The sequence below is a fragment of the Bradyrhizobium sediminis genome (assembly GCF_018736085.1).
GTDB lineage: Bacteria > Pseudomonadota > Alphaproteobacteria > Rhizobiales > Xanthobacteraceae > Bradyrhizobium > Bradyrhizobium sediminis.
The window spans coordinates 2124491-2140623 of record NZ_CP076134.1 but is presented as its reverse complement, the minus strand read 5'-3'; the positions used below and the strand labels follow the sequence as shown (position 1 = coordinate 2140623).

Genomic DNA, 16133 nt, shown 5'->3' with positions numbered 1-16133 from the left:
TCCGGCGCTTGTCACCTTGTCCCGGGCATGAGCTTGTACATTAATCCGCGATGCCTGAAACGAATCGAGATAGCGCCATGCGCCGTTTGATGCTGCTGCGTCACGCCAAGACCGAACACGACGCGCCCTCGGGCCGCGACCAGGACCGCCGGCTGGACGACCGCGGCCGCAACGATGCCGCCGAAATCGGCGGCTGGATCGGCCGGCATCCGCCGTTTCCCGATTCCGTGCTGGTATCGACGGCGGTTCGGGCCAACCAGACCTGGGACATCGCCTGGGAGGCGATGAAGGCTCTGGCGCCACAGCCCAAGGTCGAGCTCTCGCCGGAGCTCTATGGCGCCGAACCGTCGCAACTTTTGGAAGCCGTCCACGCCGCGGCAACAACCGATCCGAAAGTCCTGCTGATGGTCGGACACAATCCCGGAATGCATGAACTGGCGCTGATGCTTGCCGGCAGCGGCGACGCCGCGGGGCGCAAGGCGCTCTCGGACAATCTGCCGACATCCGGCCTTGCGATATTCGACTTCGAGGTCGACGACTGGGGCGACGTGGCCTTCCGCCGCGGACGGCTGGCAAAATTCGTCAGCCCGAGGCTCCTGAAGCAAACTTCGGGCGACTGAGCCGGACACAAGGCGTTTTTATGCTAGGCTGATCGCGGAAATGGAGGGGCAGATGTTCAAGTCCATTCTCGTGCCGATCGATCTCGCCGATACCGATCTGGCGAAACCCGCGATCGCGACGGCGGCGACGCTGTCGCAGACCTGGAGCGGCGCGGTCCGCCTTCTCAACGTCTTGCCGATGACGCCGGTGATGCTGGCGGAATATGTGCCCGCCGATTTCGACACCCAGCAGCGCGAAACCTCCGAGGAGGCGCTCTCCATCGTGGCGCGGGAATCCGGCATCGAGCCGTCGCGGATCTCGACCGTGGTGCGTCAGGGCGGCATCTATCACGAGATCCTGGAGGAAGCCGCGGCGATGAAGGCCGACCTGATCGTGATGACGTCGCACCGGCCGGCGATGCGGACCTATTTCCTCGGCTCCAACGCCGGGCATGTGGTGCGCTACGCCAAATGCTCGGTGCTGGTGGTGCGGCACTGAGCGCCTCGCCTCTACAGAAAATCGCGAAAACGACCCCATGCAAAGTAGAATTACCGCATCCGTCCCATATCCGGATTGAATGCGCCGCCGACCGCGGACTCGATCTGGCTGCGGTGCAGCCCGATGTCGCGCAGCGCGCGGTCATCCAGTTCCCGGAGCGCCTTGATCGCGGCCCGGCGCACCCAAAAAGTGGCCAAAGCGTGCGCCCCAATCCCGATCCAGCGGACCAATCCGCCCGACGTGCCTGACATCGCGGGTTGAACGGTGCTCGAGGAAAACATGGTCATCTTTCTTCTCCAATGCTTCCGCGCGGCAAAGCGCGGCCGTTCGCGCGAGACGCTGGTCGCAGCGGCTGCACGCGTTTCGTGACCTCGGATTGCTTTCGCTCTCCTCGGTACAATCGCTGACTTGATGGGCTTCAAATGCTCCTGTAGATGTATCGGTGCAAGTGAAACATTGCTCTCGGTGCAATAATGTCGAAGTTCGAATACCTGAAGCTTGCCGACGCCGTTGCCGCCGAGATCGAAAACGGCGCGCTCAAGCCCGGCGACCGGCTGCCGCCGCAGCGCAGCTTTGCCTATGAGCGCCGGATCGCCGTCTCGACGGCGAGCCGGGTCTACACCGAACTGTTGCGCCGCGGCCTCGTGGTCGGCGAAGTCGGACGCGGCACGTTCATTTCCGGAGAAGGGCGCCGCGGCATCGCCGCCCCGACCGAGCCGCGCGGCGCGCGCATCGACCTGGAATTCAACTATCCGCTGCTGCCGAAGCAATCCGCGCTGATCGCAAAGAGCCTCGAGGGACTGAACCGGCCCGAGGCGCTCGATGGCGCATTGCGACAGGCGACCAGCATCGGAACGCAGGCGGTGCGGAATGTCGCCGCCGATTATCTCGCCCGTCAGAACCGGGACTGGTCGCCCAAGCCGGAGCAGATGGTGTTCACCGCAAACGGCCGGCAATGCATCGCGGCCGCACTTGCCGCTGTGGTGCCGGCCGGCGGCCGCTGCGGCGTCGAGACCCTGACCTACCCGTTCATCAAGGGCATCGCCGCCCGGCTCGGCGTGACACTGGTGCCGCTGGCGATGGACGAAAACGGCGTACGCCCGGATGCGGTGCAGAAAGCGCACCGCGAGGCGCATCTGTCCGGGCTGTACATTCAACCCGTCATTCAGAACCCGCTGGGCATCACCATGCCGCCTGCGCGGCGCGCCGACCTCCTGCGCGTCGTCGAGAAACTCGATCTCACCGTCATCGAAGACATGGTCTACGGCTTTCTCGACGACGCGCCGCCATTGGCCGCGCTGGCGCCGGATCGTTGCGTAGTGCTCGACAGCCTTTCCAAGAAGGTGGCGCCCGGGCTGTCGCTCGGCTTCGTCGTTCCGCCGCCTCGGTTGCGCGAAAGCGTCATGGCGTCAGTCCGCTCCGGCGGCTGGACCGCGTCGGGATTTGCCTTCGCGGCCACGCAACAGCTGATGGGCGACGGCACGGCGGCCGAGCTTGCCAGGTTGAAGCGGATCGATGCGCAGGAACGTCAGAAGATTGCGGTCGCCTGCCTCTCCGGTTTCGAGATCCAGACCAGCAGCAAATCGTACCATCTCTGGCTGACCTTGCCCTCGCACTGGCGGTCGCAGACCTTCGTCGCGGCCGCGGCCCGGCGCGATATCGCGCTCACGCCATCGACGACGTTTGCGGTCAGCCCCGGCCATGCACCGAACGCGGTGCGGCTGGCATTGGCGGCGCCTCCGATCGAACAGCTCGATACGGCGCTGCGCACGCTTGCGGGGATTCTGCGTTCGAAGGAAGAGGATTTCGACTCCACCGAATAGCAATTGGACGTCACCTCGGGCGATCGTGTCAGCCGGGAGCAGGTGTCACGGCAGCAACGCCTGCGGCAAATGGTCGAACGTATAGCTCTGCGGCCGGTTGCGCTGGATGAAGCCGCCGATCTGCCAGCCGAACAGCGCGGCAAATCCGACCAGGAACAAGGCGCCGCCGTATTCGCCGGTAGCGATCGCGCGCGCGAGCAGCCCGGTGATGGCGACCGCGACCAGCGCCACCAGCGCGACACCTGCGGCGTAGAGGCCGGGTTTGATGCCGCCGATCAGCGCGGCCTTGCTGCCGGCCTGTTTCATTCGTTCATGCAGCTGGGCGATGAAAGCGCTATATTCCCGATCCTGCGGCGCCATCAATGTCACCGTCTGCCAGCTGGTCGACAGGATGGCGACGCGCTGACGGTCCTTGCGTTCGATGTCCGCGCGGAAGCGGCGCGGCTGCATCGACATCGGCCGATAGGTGAGACGCACCGCTGTGATATCGGCATAGGGCCAGACGCCGGACCTGCTGCCGACCTTCCACTTAAGCCCCTCATCCGTCAGTTCGAATTGATGGGCACTGCCGATCAGCGACGCCTTGTAGGCGTAACGGGTGGCGGGAGCGTCGTCCTGCGACGCCGTTGGATGGTCCTGGAGCGGTTCTGGCAATTCGATAAATCCCGGTCGTAGCTGGTTGCGTCGGCTTGCGCGCACCGCAGGCTTTACCTTACAAGCGAGCCATGGCCGAGACGACCTATTTTCCGCGCCGTCTGATCCTCGCCGGCGCGATGATTTCCGGCGTGTTGCTGGCGCTCGCCGTGCACATGCTGGGCGCGCGCTACGGCCTCGACCTCGGCGGCCTGTGGCGCTCCGACATCAGAGAATTCATGCCCGCGGGAGCCGCCATCGCATGGTGGCTGATTGCGACCGTCGGCTTCTCCGGCGGCTATTTCACCGCGACATTGATGGACAGCGCCGTATCGGGGCAAATCCCGCAGCGGATGCGGCAGTTCCTGATCGCGGTCGGCGTGCTGGTGCTGGCGGGCGCGGGCCAGGCGGCCTCCGCCCCCAGCCCGATCCCGTCGATCTCAGGCGTGCTCGCAGGTCTGGCCGCGCTGTGCCTCGGCGCGGCGATGGCGTTCTGCGGCGCGTATTTCGCGTTGCGCAAGGCGTGAGGCGCCATCTCCTGCGCGGGGGTGAGAATGAGCGCAGTTCACGCTCACCTGTCGTCGCCCGGCTTGACCGGGCGATCGGGTGGACTTGTTGAATTGGTTGGACAAATTATTTGCCAGGTCCGTAGTCTGTGGGGCGATCGATGATCCGCCGTTCTTCCAGATAGTGGATTACGCCCTATCCTACTGCAAGGTCTCGAAACCCCGCCTAATAACCGAAGCCATCAACCCTCTTCGGGCTTTTAGAAACGATTCGTAGGACATTGTCTCCCATGCTTCAGGTAGCGCATGCATCTCGCTCATGCGCTTCCACTCACTTGCCTCAAAGCGTTGGCGAATTTCATTGACGTATTTGCTGGGAGGATCGTCGCTGATGGATATATTCTCCGGCCATTCGAGCAACGCATAATTCGCCATCTGATTGATCACCTTGAGGTCTTTTTCGCCCGCCTTCTCAAGCCATGCGCGGGGGAACAAGTGATGCCGTTCCAATGACTTCTTCTTCGTTCTCAACGCTGGGTCAATCAGGTCACTAATCTTCTTATGCGAGAATAGAACCGGAGCTCCTAAACGATTTTGCGCGGCAACGAACGCAAACAATTCTGGATTGCGCGCCGATGAACTTTCGAGTGCCGCCGGCAACGTCGTGGTCCAAAAATCATTTGTTAGCTCATTCTCCATCAGGTTATTCAATATCGAGAGAAATGCGTCACCATCGGTGAGATTCTTCAAGCGATTGAGGTCGCCATCCATCACCGTTTCCGGCGAACTCGTGTAACGACCGGTGAGGCTGGAAAAAAAGAACCATCGTCCAATTGCCTTTTGAAGTTTGTGTTCCGGAGCCTTATATTTCAGGCGCCCGATCAAATAGAAAGCATAAGCATAGAGCAGCGCATTCTGCGAAGATATCATTTCACCGCTGCGAAACCCCGCGCCTATCAAGGCGCTCAAGAACTGGTGCCAATGCGTCAGGTTCAGAACATCCGCTTGGGTTTCTTGCAAAATCTTGAACTGCGCATCCCTTCGTTCAACAGAAAAGACGCCGGTATCGAGATCCTTTCCTCGCAGGACTTGATAAACGCTCTTGAGACGACCCCGTTCAAAACCTAATGCCACTGAAACTCTGAGCAACTGGTCCGGGTCAGGCTCGATAAAATGATTAAAGGGAGATGCATTTCCGCCACCGGTCGGAGCCTGCCTGGATGCTCGACAAAAATCCTCGAGGTCGGCACGACCCTTGTCCCAAAAGACAGATAGCAATGTTAATATAAAATCGGCTTGGTTGAGCTTAACCCCTTCGCTGTTGATGCGAACAAAAATATCCGCGACTTGCTCTTCGTCGACGGTTGATGCAATCTCCAATGCCGTAAAAGGATACTTCAGTAAGTCAAAGAGCCGATCCAAATTGTGACTGATGTGCTCTTCTTCGTCCTCTGAGAGCGCTGTTTTCTCTTGAAGGCTACTCAAAAATCCCTTGACCATCTGGTAGCTGGATTTGCCCGAAGCCCAAAGATCCGAAATGTTGGGAATCCACTCAGGATCGCGGCGGGTGGCAGCGTCAGCGACCTCAAATCGTCCGTCCCGCGGGCGAAACGCGATCTCGATGAGTCTTTCCCTGTAGTCATCGTCCAGCACTTTTTTTCCGCGGAAGACCGCATAAAGGGAGGTCAGTCGCTGCTGACCATCGACGATCAGACGAGATGGGACTGCATGCTGCTTATCCCCAACCCCAATTTGCTTCGCGCCATTGGCTTGGACATTCTCCCAGAAGAGGAAGTATCCGACCGGGAAGCCGCGATACATCGAATCGAAGAGGTCCCGCACCTTTGCATTTGACCATACGAATGGGCGCTGAATGTCTGGCAAACCTATATCGCCGATATCGAGATAATGAAGCAAACCTGCCAAATCGTAGTCGACGCGCTTGAAGCATGTTTTCAATTCGCTCATTCGATCACTTGCTCCCAAGAATCTTAATGGTCTACGAGTACTAGGTCTTATGCGAGGTTAAGCATGCCCTACGCCACCCGCCGCAGCGCAAACGTCTTGCCGTCTTCCGACGTGACGTAACCAAGCCGCGCCAACGAGGCGAGCACCTCGCCGACCTTCTTTTCGGTGGTCTTGGTTCGCTTGAACTGCGCCGCGAGCCCTTTCGCGTCGAGCGTACCGCTGGCGGCGGCCAGCGCCGCGAATACGGCGGCGGTCTGTTCCACCGCGCCGCTCGGGAACGTCGGCTTCTGCTCAACGACGGCGATGAGTTCGGCTGCGACCTGCGCGCCCTCCTCTTTGGCCGCCTGCTTGTCGACGCCCTTGGCGAAGCGGGGAATCTGGTAGTCCGGCCGCAGCCAGCGCACCTGTCCGCGCTTTTCCTCCTCGGACCGCTGCTTGTTCAGCGCCACCAGCCGCGCCAGAATTTCGTCGTCGGAGAGATCGGCGAGCCAGCCATAGGCCTCGGCCACCGCGACATCGAGTTTGTCGTGCAGTTCCTTCATGATCAGCACGAGGCCGTCGTCGAAAATCTTGCGGTCGCGCTCGTCGAGAGCATCCGGTTTAATTCCGGCGCGCAACATCTCCAGCACGTTGTAGAGCCCGGTCAATGTCAGATGCGGATGTTCGGCCAGCACGCGCTTGCGATGAGCGTCGAGTTCTTCGGCGATGACGCGGATTTTCTGCTTCTGGATATTGTTGGCTTCGGGAAAGGGAAAGGGATCGAAGCAGCGGGATTTCGAATAGCGCGGATCATTGCCAACGCCGAGCCAACCGCCCGCGCGAAGTGACCAAACAACGTGAATACGGGAGGAGAGAATCCCAAGGTTTGCTGCATCATCGGTAGCAATTGCGATCAGCATGTGATCCGGAAGGACTCCGATATCCAAGAATTGGAACGTCCGGTGTTTCGTCGTTTCCACGGTCGCAATGTATCGTGCTAGGCCCTGAAGAGCTGGCCGTAATTCAGTTCTAGTACCCGGAATCATAAGTCACTAAGACGGCGTCCTTTGACGCGGCGCTGGTGGACTTTGGATTTTGTCCAGATGAACGGCTCCGCATGTTTGTTGTAGGCTTTGACGAAGGCATTAATGTGCTGCTTGAGTTGCTCGACCGAGGTGAATGATGCGCCGGTCAGCGACTGGCCCTGCAAGATGGAGAACCAGCCCTCGACCTGATTGAGCCACGAGGCGCGTGTCGGCGTAAAGTGGAATGTCACAAGCGGGTGGCGTTTCAGCCATTCGTCGTTCTTCTGGTGCGTATTCAGATTGTCGAGGATGACCTTGAGCCGTGCCTTTGGATAGGCGGCGACGACGTCATCCATGAAGTCGAGGAATTCCTTGCGGCGACGGCGTTTCTTGTGTGTGGCCCGGACCTTGCCAGTGGCGACCTCAAAGGCGGCAAACAGGGTTGTCGTGCCATGCCGCTTGTAGTCGTGGCTTTGCCCGGTCAGGGCGCGCCCGTTCGGCAGTTTCAAGTAACCCTGCGCCCGTTCAAGTGCCTGGATCGACGGTTTCTCATCGACGCACAGGACGATCGCGTTCTTCGGCGGCGCCAGATAGAGGCCGACCACATCGGCGGCCTTTGCCGCAAAATCCGGGTCGTTGCTCTCGCACCAGCTTTTGCGTCCGGCCAGATCGATCTTCTGCTTGCGCAGCGATCGCCAAACATACTGCACATCGACGTCGCCCAAAGCCCGCGCGATCAGTGGCCCGTTCCAGCGTGCAAAACCCTTGGGCGGCGGCTGGTCGAGAACCTTGCGAATGCGCTGGTCGGTCGCCTCGTCGTAGATCGGCGGGGTGCCGGACCGCAGCCGATCCTCCAGCCCATCAAGGCCTTCGCGCGCGTAACGGATACGCCACAAGCTGACCGTGGTCGGCGTCGTCTCCAGCTCGCGGGCGATCTCCCGTGTCGCGTGCCCGCCGGCCGCCTCCAACACGATCCGTATCCGCAACAGCTGCCGCTGCTCGGTGCTGCCGGCGCGCAACCGCGCTTCAAGGATCGCGCGATCTCCCGGCCGCAGCCGGACTTTCATGGCATCGCTTATCATGCCATCTTGAATCACGCCGCAACGCCGCACGATAGTGCAAATATGACTCAGTCACTTCGGATAGTGGGTACTAGGACGTCCAAAAATCCACCACCTGTCTCGGAAGCCGGCATCGCGATTGGAATCACGTTCTGGCTTCACCGTCGTCACAACGTGTTGGTACACTTCCGGAAATTTTGTACGGACCTCCTCTACGGCAAGTCCGTACAGATCAATTACCTTTACTCCGCGCGGACGACTCGCCAAGTCGCGCCCATTGCGATAGTCGCGAATGTGCTTCTCTAGCTCGGCACGCCGTCCAAGGCCGAGATGTTCAGCCTCTGACGGAGTGATGATGAACCCAGCCCCGGCAAGCATAACGCCGTTGGAGGACAGCTCTGCATTAGCTCTGAGAGGTTTCGCGGTTGTTACGTCTGAACCAATCGTTAGATCAGAGTTGATGTGACCAAGGCTTAGCTTCAAGTCGATCTTTGGAGCGTCTGTATCAAGGCTCTCCTCGTGAACGACTTCTTCCAAGAGACCTTCCTTCGATCCGGCATCGACAACCGTCATCGCGATACGAACAGACGCAGCGTCTCGGGTTGCTTTTGTCCAAGGGTGGTCCGGTATAGCCATAACAAGTGAAACAGGCTTGCTGGACTTGAAGTGCCGTTCCATCACTTTTCGATTGAACACTTGAGTGATGGAATTTGTTGTAACAAGGCCGAATCTGCGAAGTGCCGTGCCCTTGCGCGTCAAGAGTTCGGCTGCCCGGTCCCACCAAAAGAGAACAAAGTCCGCAGATTCATTCATGCTTGAGTTTGCTTGCCAAAGTGCTTCAACTTGCGCATTCCCCAATGCTGCTCGCAGAAATGATCCTTTGCCTATGAATGGCGGATTGCCAACGATGAACTCCGCCGTCGGCCATTCCGGCCGTCGCGCATTCGGATAGGTTTCCTTGCCATCAACGATTCGCGGGATCGGGCTGCCATCCCATGTCAGCACCGCGTTCTTGACCTGGATGTTCCTGAAGGCGCGCAGGATCGGTTCTTCCGGTGCGGCGCCCTTGGTGCGGAAGTGCCATTGCAGATAGCCGATCCAGAGCACCAGTTCGGCAATCGCCGCCGCGCGCGGATTGATTTCGAGGCCGAGAAACTGATGCGGGTCGACGCTGTGCGAACCAAGCCCGCGCAAGGCTTCCTGGCCGCCGAGGTCGAGCAGCGCTTCCAGCACTTCGCCTTCCAGGCGCTTCATCAATTCGAGGGAGACGTAGAGGAAGTTGCCGGTGCCGCAGGCGGGATCGAGCACCCGGGTTTCGCACAGCTTGTCGTGAAACGCCTGCACCTCGGCCGCCGCGCCTTTGAGATCGCCGGAGGCGCGTTTGGTTTCCGCCGTGGCCTGCACGTTGCGCCAATCTTCGCGCAATGGCTCGATGATGGTCGCGACCACCAGGCGCTCAACATAAGCGCGTGGGGTATAGTGCGCGCCAAGGCGCTTGCGCTCTTCGGGATCGAGCGCCTGTTCGACGAGCGTGCCGAAGATCGAGGGATCGACCTCCTTCCAGGTGTAGCTCGCGGCCTGCCGCAGCTCGCCGATTTCCTCGCGACCGAGCGGCAGCGCCGCGTGATTGCGGAAGAATTCGCCGTTGAATTTCTTCACCTTGGTCTTGAGCACGTGCGCCCAAGTGCCGAGGTCCATCGCTTCCCAGAGCTGGCCGACATCGTGAGTGAAGGCTTCCGGGTTCTTCTCGCATTCCTCCAGCACTTCCTTGAAGGATTTCTCCGGCAGCAGGCCGACGTCCTCGGCGAACATCGTGAACAGGCAGCGCATCAGGAACATCGCCACATCAGGCGCGGGATAGTTCTTCTTCTCCAGCGCCAGCGACACCTGCGCGAGACGCCTGGCGATGTCGCGCGTGACCTTCGCCGAGGCCTGCGCCGGATCGAGCGTTTCGGGATGAAGCCAGATTTGCCGCAGACGTTCACAGACCTCGTCGATGCGGAGGTCTTCCAGATAGATGCGAAAAGTCTGGCGGTCCGGGAACTGGGTATAGTTCTTTCCCTGCCCGGAGAAGTCGGCGTAGACCTCGATGCAATGCCCGACGTCGCAGACGAGGATGAACGGCGGCCAGCCGTGCGAGGTCGGCAGCGCGCGGGCGTATTCCTCTGCCTGACGCTTGGCGTTGAGCATCAGCACGTCCCAGGCGCGATCGGCGCCGCGGCGGCCGCGCGATTCTTCGGGAACGTCAGCGGTGAACAGGTCGTTCTGGCCGGCGACTTTCTTGACGCCTTTCAGGCGGCTCTGCTTGGCTTCGAGAACGAAGCTGTTCTTCTTGTAGAGGTCGATGCGGCCCTGTGAATCGCCTTCGTCCTTGTGCTTCCGGACCGCGCGCTCGAACACGTAATCGTTGTTCTCATGGGTGGCGTCGGCCGGGTCCGGCGGCGGCAATCCCAGGAGCGCGATCAATTCGTTGAGGAAGGAGACGTAATTGGCCCGCTCCTGGCCGCCCTCGCGGCCCTGCCAGCGCCGTATAAACGCTTCAACGGCTTCGCTATTTCTGGATTCCCCCATGAGCGGCAACATAGCGGGAGCAAGGGGCTGGGCACAACCCTCGCGAAGATCGGGCTAGGACCTTCTCCTTTCGAAGCACCTGCTCGCGCTTCCCCTTTTTGGAAGGCCAATCCATGCCACCATGTGTTACCCATGTCTCCGAACACCCGTTACCCATCTCTCCGGGCCGTATATCAAGCCGGGCGACGACAGTTTTGATTGTGGTGGCCGCCTTTCCGAGCCCAGTTTCTTCGCTGCAGGAAGTTCCTGGCACTGGGCTGAAACGCGGCGGAACGGCGGCACCGCCAGCCATGCAACGATTGATACCGGTCAATGCCGGAACTCGAATCTTCTGCGTCACGGCATATGTACGCAGTGTGACAGCCGCGCCTGCGAAGCACCAAGCTGGCGTTGTCAAGGGACTGCACAACGCGGCTTTTTTGCCCTATGGGTCTTCGGATATCGGGCGATTGGCGTCATGCCTGTCATCAATCGCTGCGAAATGGCCTGCAACTGGTTGCCGCCCTGCCGGGAGGATGAATGCATCGACTGCTGACCGCGCTGAGGCGTGGCTTCAAGGAACGGATCGGCTGGAAACGGCTTGGAATCGCCGCGAGCCTCCTCATCATCGCCTTCGCCATCAACACGATGGTTCGCACGCTGCGGGGCGTCGATACCGGCGTCATCCTCACCGCACTGACGGAGATTCCTCCTGCGAACATCGCGCTCGCCGCGCTGTGCGTGATCGGCGCCTTTTGCACGCTGACATTCTATGATTTCTTTGCGCTGCGGACCATCGGCAAGAAGCACGTGCCCTATCGCATCGCAGCGCTGTCGAGCTTCACCAGCTACACCATCGGACACAATATCGGCGCCACCGTTTTCACCGGCGGCGCGATCCGCTTCCGGATCTATTCGGATTACGGCCTCTCCGCCATCGACGTCGCCAAGATATGCTTCCTTTCCGGGCTCACCTTCTGGCTCGGCAATCTGTTCGTGCTGGGATTCGGCATGGCCTGGCATCCATCGGCCGCATCCGCGATGGACTTGCTGCCGCCGGCCATGAACCGGCTGATTGCGCTCGGTTGCCTCGCGGGCATCGCCGCCTATTTCGTCTGGCTCGTGACCGGCAAAAAACGCCGCGAGCTCGGGCAGAACGGCTGGAAGGTGGTGCTGCCCTCGGCGCGGCTGACGCTGCTGCAGGTCCTGATCGGCGTGGTCGATCTCGGTTTCTGCGCGCTTGCGATGTATCTGCTGATGCCCGCGCAGCCCGGCATCGATTTCATCTCGCTGGCGGTGGTGTTCATTCTGGCGACCCTGCTCGGTTTCGCCAGTCATGCGCCCGGCTCGATCGGCGTGTTCGACGCCGCCATGCTGGTGGCGCTGCCGGAATTCGGCAGGGAACAGCTGCTGGCCACGCTGGTGGTGTTCCGGATCCTGTACTTCCTGATCCCCTTCGCCATCTCGATCTCGATCATGGGCACCCGGGAGATATGGCTCAGCGTCGTGCTGCCCTGGCAGGAACGCCGCCGGCTGAGCGGGGCCTGCACGGCTTCCGCCGCGGTGCGGCGGCCGGTGCGGAAACGGCAGGCGCAGGGGTAATAGCCACGTAACGGCCACGTTATCCGGCCTGTTATGGGTTCTCTTATTTTCGCCCCACCGGTAACGTCAAACGCGTCATGGCCCGAACTCCTGTCCGCCTCATTGTGCTCGCAGCGCTGCTCGCGGCGGCGCCGGCCGCGCTGCCGGTGCAACCGGCGGCGGCGCAGACCGCTCCCGTAGCGGTAGAGCAGAGCGCCCCGGTGGCAGCGCAGGGCGCGCCGGCGGCAGCGCAGGGCGCGCCGGATGTCCCGATGCAGATTTCGTGGGAGGTCCGCAACCGCTTCCGGCTGTTCCGCGAGGAGCGCGATTTCCTGCTCCATACCGATGGGGCGCACGGCCGCAGCATTCTCGCCTCCGAACAGGCGCTGGAGCTGCAGAGCGACGGCCGCGGCTGGGCCCGCAATACGGTGAACCGGCTCTGCATCGACCTGCTGGGCCGCGTCAGCGAGCCCTGCACCCGCGACAACATCAAGGAAAGCTACCTGACGCCGACGGAACATCCCGTCACCCTCCGGCTGACCGGCCAGGTTCCGGTGGGCGCCACCTGCGCCTGGACGCTCGACGATGGCGACGGTCCGCGGCTGTCCACCTTCGACTGCGCCGAGCCGGTCAATTTCCGCGCCCGCTACGGCCGGCCCACCGTCGCCAGTGTGGAGGTCTCCTCCGGTCCCGACGCGCCGCAGCGCGTCGCCACCGAGGTCATGGTGCGCGATTTCTTCATCGCCGGCCTCGGCGACAGTATCGCCTCGGGCGAGGGCAATCCGGACCGGCCGATCGCCCTTTCGGATGAGGGCTTCTGCTTCCGCTTCTATCTCAGCAGCGCCAGCGCCCAGTACTACCGCCCGAGCCGCGCCGGCTACAAGGGCGGACGGGCCTGCGAGGCGCCGGATACGGTGCAGAATTGGCAGCGCCAGAGCGCGCTCTGGTTCAATTCCGCCTGCCATCGCTCGCTGTACAGCTACCAGACCCGCACCGCGCTGGCGCTCGCCGTGCAGCATCCGCACATCGCGGTGACCTATCTGCCGCTCGCATGCACCGGCGCCACCATCGCCGACGGGCTGTTCGGCTCGCAGCGCGCCCGCGAATGCCCGCCGACCAAGGCCGGGGCCAGATGCTCCGGCACGGTCAGCGCGCAGCTCGCCGAATTGCGCGAAGCCGTCAGCGCGGCGAAGCGCCGGCAGCCCGAGCGCAGTCTCGATCTCGTGCTGCTGTCGGTCGGCGCCAACGACATCAATTTTTCCGGACTGGTCGCCGACGTGATCGTGGACACGTCCACCGAGCGCGCGCTGTTCCGGCGCTCGGGCGTGCTCGGATCGGTCGACGATTCCCGCGCGGCGATGGCGCGCGACCTGCCGCAGGGATTCGCCAAACTGCGCGAGGCGCTGAAGCCGCTGGTCGGCGACATGTCGCGGGTCGTCTATGTCTCCTATGCCAACCCGACGCTCGCCGAAGGCGGCGCGCCCTGCCCCGGCGGACGCGCCGGCTTCGACATTCACCCCTCCTTCAACGCGCGGCCGCAGCGCCTCGCCAACGTCTCCGATTATGTGCAGAACGAATTCCTGCCGCAGCTGAAGGCGCTCGCGCTGTGTCAGTCGGGTATCCTGTGCCGCGACCCGGCAGCCGATCGCATGACCTTCGTCGATGCCCATCAGGCGGCATTCGCAAACCACGGCTTCTGCGCGCGCGCGCCAACCGATCCGGAATTCGACCAGGCGTGCTTTTCAGCCACCGGCGAAAGCTTCGATCCCGACATCGTCGCGGCGGCCAGCCAGCCGATGCTGTGCGGCCGCAGCGCCGGAGAATACCGCGCCTATCTTCCGCGCGCGCGCTGGATTCGCGACGCCAATGACAGCTACTTCGCAGCGATGACCTATCCGGGCGGGCTGCCCGCTTCCAGCCAGCCCACCGATATCCATGACGCGACCTGGGGGGTGCTTTCCGCCGTGTATGGCGGCGCCGTTCACCCCTCCGCCGAGGGACACGCCGCGATGGCGGACGCAGCATTGCCGGCGGTAGCCTCGGTGCTGCAGCTCGATGCGGTTGAATCCGGGGTTAGCCCGGAGCCTGTGGCGCGCTGACCGACGTCAACGCGCGGGTGCGGGTGCGCCGGCCTTCTTCGGGGCGACGGGCGGCTTCCCGGGCGGCTTCATCGCCGCGGCCTGCGCCGGCAGGTATTTCGCAATGATGCCGGGATCGAGCTGGGCCATCGCCGTATCCGGCAACCGGACCCAGGTCTCATCCTTGCCGAACAGCGCGATACCGAGATAGCCGCGCATGGTGAGGGTCTGCCCGTCGGGGCTGACGGTCATCCTGGCCTTGTAGATCTTGCCGTCGCGCGGATCGAGAACGTTGCCGTTCTCATATTTCAGTCCGTCGCGTTTCATATCCCTGATCAAGGAAATGCCGAGCACCGGCGCGTTCTTGCGGTCGTCGACGCACTTGCTGCAAACCTCGTTGGGATCGTCACCCGGCCTTGGAAACGTCTTGGCGATCACGCCTTCGAAGATTCCGTCGCGATCGACGAAAAGAAACCAACCGACCGTCTTGCCGTCTTCGATCTTCTGCCAGAGGCCGGCGGCCGTCGGCTCTGCGACCTGCCCTGCAGCTATCGTCGCGAACGACAGCGCCAGGACAATGAACGGCAGGGCCAAAAATCTGGATATCGCAGTCCGCATCGTCACCACCTGACCAATCCACAAAATAATGGCCCCAGACTAAGGCCATTTCGCGGATGGTTCCAGCGTTGCCGGCGGGGATCGGAGGCGGCCGGGGCGGCCGGCACTGCCTGATCGATCGGCATTTGCAAGCCGTCAGTTGACCCCGAGCTTCTTCTGCAGGCTGGAGGACGACGTCGTGTACTGAAACACCAGCCGCTTGTCCGGATAGACGTAGCGATGCGCCTTCTGCGCCATCAGCGATCCCTCGTGGAAGCCGCACAGGATCAGCTTCAGCTTGCCGGGATAGGTGTTGATGTCGCCGATCGCGAAGATGCCGGGCACGCTGGTCTCGAACGCCGAGGTCTCGACCGGCACCAGATTGTTCTCCAGCGCAATGCCCCAGTTCGCGACCGGGCCGAGCTTCATGGTCAGGCCGAAGAACGGCAGCATGGTATCGCAGGCGATCTTCGAGACAGCATTGTCGTTGCCCTTGACGGTGGCGCCGGTGAGCTTGCCGCCTTCGCCTTCCAGGCCCGTGACCTGGCCGATCTTCAGGTCGAGTTTTCCCGATGCCACCAGCGCGCGCATCTGCTCGACACTGTGCGGGGCGGCGCGGAAGTCGTCGCGCCGGTGCAGCAGCGTCACCCGCCTGGCGATCGGCTGCAGGTTGAGCGTCCAGTCCAGCGCGGAGTCGCCGCCGCCGACGATCAGCAGCTCCTTGTCGCGGAACTGCTCCATCTTGCGCACGGCGTAGAACACCGAGGTGCCTTCATAGGCCTCGATGCCGGGCACCGGCGGACGCTTCGGCTGGAACGAGCCGCCGCCGGCCGAGATCACGACCACCTTGCACTCGAACACCTGACCGGCGTCGGTGGTGACGCGAAAGCCGGGATCGCCGATCTTCTCGATCTTCTCGACCATTTCGTTGAGGTGGAAGGTCGGATTGAACGGCTTGATCTGCTCCATCAGCGCATCGGTCAGGCCCTGGCCGGTGACGAAGGGGATGCCGGGAATGTCGTAGATCGGCTTTTCCGGATAGAGCTCGGCGCACTGGCCGCCGATCTTGTCGAGAATATCGACGAGATGCGCCTTCATATCGAGCAGGCCCAGTTCGAAAACGGCAAACAGTCCGCACGGGCCCGCGCCAATGATCAGCACATCGGTTTTGATCGCTTCGCTCATATCAGCTTCTTTTCGGTTGAACCTTCGCCGGCAGGCCAGAGGGTCGCTT

At 62.0% G+C, this 16133-nt stretch carries 14 protein-coding genes; 6 read left to right on the top strand and 8 right to left on the bottom strand.

Translation table 11 applies throughout. The annotated features are described in order from the left end of the window. Positions 1 to 77: 77 nt before the first annotated feature. Both KMZ29_RS10150 and KMZ29_RS10145 read left to right on the top strand, forming a co-directional pair. Complete coding sequence (locus tag KMZ29_RS10150) at positions 78 to 620, top strand: SixA phosphatase family protein (protein WP_215623559.1); 543 nt, start codon at positions 78 to 80, stop codon at positions 618 to 620. 52 nt (positions 621 to 672) lie between these two features. Continuing rightward, positions 673 to 1098 (top strand): universal stress protein, encoded by a 426-nt coding sequence (locus tag KMZ29_RS10145; RefSeq protein WP_215605895.1) that lies wholly within the window; start codon positions 673 to 675, stop codon positions 1096 to 1098. Positions 1099 to 1148: 50 nt separating this feature from the next. Here KMZ29_RS10145 and KMZ29_RS10140 read toward each other — a convergent pair whose 3' ends face one another. Beyond that, the gene (locus KMZ29_RS10140; RefSeq protein ID WP_215623558.1) at positions 1149 to 1385 is read right to left on the bottom strand and encodes a DUF1127 domain-containing protein; all 237 of its coding nucleotides are present in this window, start codon (positions 1383 to 1385) and stop codon (positions 1149 to 1151) included. A 186-nt stretch (positions 1386 to 1571) separates the two neighbouring features. Between KMZ29_RS10140 and KMZ29_RS10135 the strand changes: the two genes are divergently transcribed. Then, positions 1572 to 2921, top strand: a complete 1350-nt coding sequence (locus KMZ29_RS10135; protein WP_215623557.1) for an aminotransferase-like domain-containing protein — start codon at positions 1572 to 1574, stop codon at positions 2919 to 2921. Positions 2922 to 2966: 45 nt separating this feature from the next. On the opposite strand, the gene KMZ29_RS10130 is transcribed toward KMZ29_RS10135, so the two are convergent. After that, positions 2967 to 3575, bottom strand: coding sequence for a hypothetical protein (locus tag KMZ29_RS10130; RefSeq protein WP_215623556.1), 609 nt, complete (start codon positions 3573 to 3575; stop codon positions 2967 to 2969). 71 nt (positions 3576 to 3646) lie between these two features. On the opposite strand from KMZ29_RS10130, the gene KMZ29_RS10125 reads away from it, so the two are divergent. Further along, positions 3647 to 4081 (top strand): hypothetical protein, encoded by a 435-nt coding sequence (locus KMZ29_RS10125; protein WP_215612619.1) that lies wholly within the window; start codon positions 3647 to 3649, stop codon positions 4079 to 4081. Positions 4082 to 4261: 180 nt separating this feature from the next. On the opposite strand, the gene KMZ29_RS10120 is transcribed toward KMZ29_RS10125, so the two are convergent. From KMZ29_RS10120 to KMZ29_RS10105, 4 genes are all read right to left on the bottom strand, one after another. After that, a complete protein-coding gene (locus KMZ29_RS10120; protein WP_215623555.1) occupies positions 4262 to 6028 on the bottom strand; it encodes a GmrSD restriction endonuclease domain-containing protein in 1767 nt (588 codons plus the stop codon). Positions 6029 to 6096: 68 nt separating this feature from the next. Next, positions 6097 to 6927 (bottom strand): type IIL restriction-modification enzyme MmeI, encoded by an 831-nt coding sequence (locus tag KMZ29_RS10115; RefSeq protein WP_249779886.1) that lies wholly within the window; start codon positions 6925 to 6927, stop codon positions 6097 to 6099. Between the two features lie 122 nt (positions 6928 to 7049). Then, on the bottom strand, positions 7050 to 8114 hold the full coding sequence (locus KMZ29_RS10110; RefSeq protein ID WP_215620943.1) for an IS630 family transposase: 1065 nt from the start codon (positions 8112 to 8114) through the stop codon (positions 7050 to 7052). A 51-nt stretch (positions 8115 to 8165) separates the two neighbouring features. After that, the gene (locus KMZ29_RS10105) at positions 8166 to 10676 is read right to left on the bottom strand and encodes a class I SAM-dependent DNA methyltransferase (RefSeq protein WP_369810093.1); all 2511 of its coding nucleotides are present in this window, start codon (positions 10674 to 10676) and stop codon (positions 8166 to 8168) included. 507 nt (positions 10677 to 11183) lie between these two features. Between KMZ29_RS10105 and KMZ29_RS10100 the strand changes: the two genes are divergently transcribed. Both KMZ29_RS10100 and KMZ29_RS10095 read left to right on the top strand, forming a co-directional pair. Then, complete coding sequence (locus KMZ29_RS10100; RefSeq protein ID WP_215623554.1) at positions 11184 to 12245, top strand: lysylphosphatidylglycerol synthase transmembrane domain-containing protein; 1062 nt, start codon at positions 11184 to 11186, stop codon at positions 12243 to 12245. 77 nt (positions 12246 to 12322) lie between these two features. After that, on the top strand, positions 12323 to 14323 hold the full coding sequence (locus tag KMZ29_RS10095; protein WP_215623553.1) for an SGNH/GDSL hydrolase family protein: 2001 nt from the start codon (positions 12323 to 12325) through the stop codon (positions 14321 to 14323). A gap of 6 nt (positions 14324 to 14329) precedes the next feature. On the opposite strand, the gene KMZ29_RS10090 is transcribed toward KMZ29_RS10095, so the two are convergent. Then, positions 14330 to 14920, bottom strand: a complete 591-nt coding sequence (locus KMZ29_RS10090) for a DUF2147 domain-containing protein (RefSeq protein WP_215623552.1) — start codon at positions 14918 to 14920, stop codon at positions 14330 to 14332. A 135-nt stretch (positions 14921 to 15055) separates the two neighbouring features. Further along, positions 15056 to 16084, bottom strand: coding sequence for an NAD(P)/FAD-dependent oxidoreductase (locus KMZ29_RS10085; RefSeq protein WP_215605889.1), 1029 nt, complete (start codon positions 16082 to 16084; stop codon positions 15056 to 15058). Positions 16085 to 16133 lie beyond the last annotated feature (49 nt).

Bases quoted from the DNA above. Each gene is read 5' to 3' on its own strand.
- KMZ29_RS10150 (WP_215623559.1), top strand. From the start codon at position 78: ATGCGCCGTTTGATGCTGCTGCGTCACGCCAAGACCGAACACGACGCG.
- KMZ29_RS10145 (WP_215605895.1), top strand. From the start codon at position 673: ATGTTCAAGTCCATTCTCGTGCCGATCGATCTCGCCGATACCGATCTG.
- KMZ29_RS10140 (WP_215623558.1), bottom strand. From the start codon at position 1,385: ATGACCATGTTTTCCTCGAGCACCGTTCAACCCGCGATGTCAGGCACG.
- KMZ29_RS10135 (WP_215623557.1), top strand. From the start codon at position 1,572: ATGTCGAAGTTCGAATACCTGAAGCTTGCCGACGCCGTTGCCGCCGAG.
- KMZ29_RS10125 (WP_215612619.1), top strand. From the start codon at position 3,647: ATGGCCGAGACGACCTATTTTCCGCGCCGTCTGATCCTCGCCGGCGCG.
- KMZ29_RS10120 (WP_215623555.1), bottom strand. From the start codon at position 6,028: ATGAGCGAATTGAAAACATGCTTCAAGCGCGTCGACTACGATTTGGCA.
- KMZ29_RS10115 (WP_249779886.1), bottom strand. From the start codon at position 6,927: ATGCTGATCGCAATTGCTACCGATGATGCAGCAAACCTTGGGATTCTC.
- KMZ29_RS10110 (WP_215620943.1), bottom strand. From the start codon at position 8,114: ATGATAAGCGATGCCATGAAAGTCCGGCTGCGGCCGGGAGATCGCGCG.
- KMZ29_RS10105 (WP_369810093.1), bottom strand. From the start codon at position 10,676: ATGTTGCCGCTCATGGGGGAATCCAGAAATAGCGAAGCCGTTGAAGCG.
- KMZ29_RS10100 (WP_215623554.1), top strand. From the start codon at position 11,184: ATGCATCGACTGCTGACCGCGCTGAGGCGTGGCTTCAAGGAACGGATC.
- KMZ29_RS10095 (WP_215623553.1), top strand. From the start codon at position 12,323: ATGGCCCGAACTCCTGTCCGCCTCATTGTGCTCGCAGCGCTGCTCGCG.
- KMZ29_RS10090 (WP_215623552.1), bottom strand. From the start codon at position 14,920: ATGCGGACTGCGATATCCAGATTTTTGGCCCTGCCGTTCATTGTCCTG.
- KMZ29_RS10085 (WP_215605889.1), bottom strand. From the start codon at position 16,084: ATGAGCGAAGCGATCAAAACCGATGTGCTGATCATTGGCGCGGGCCCG.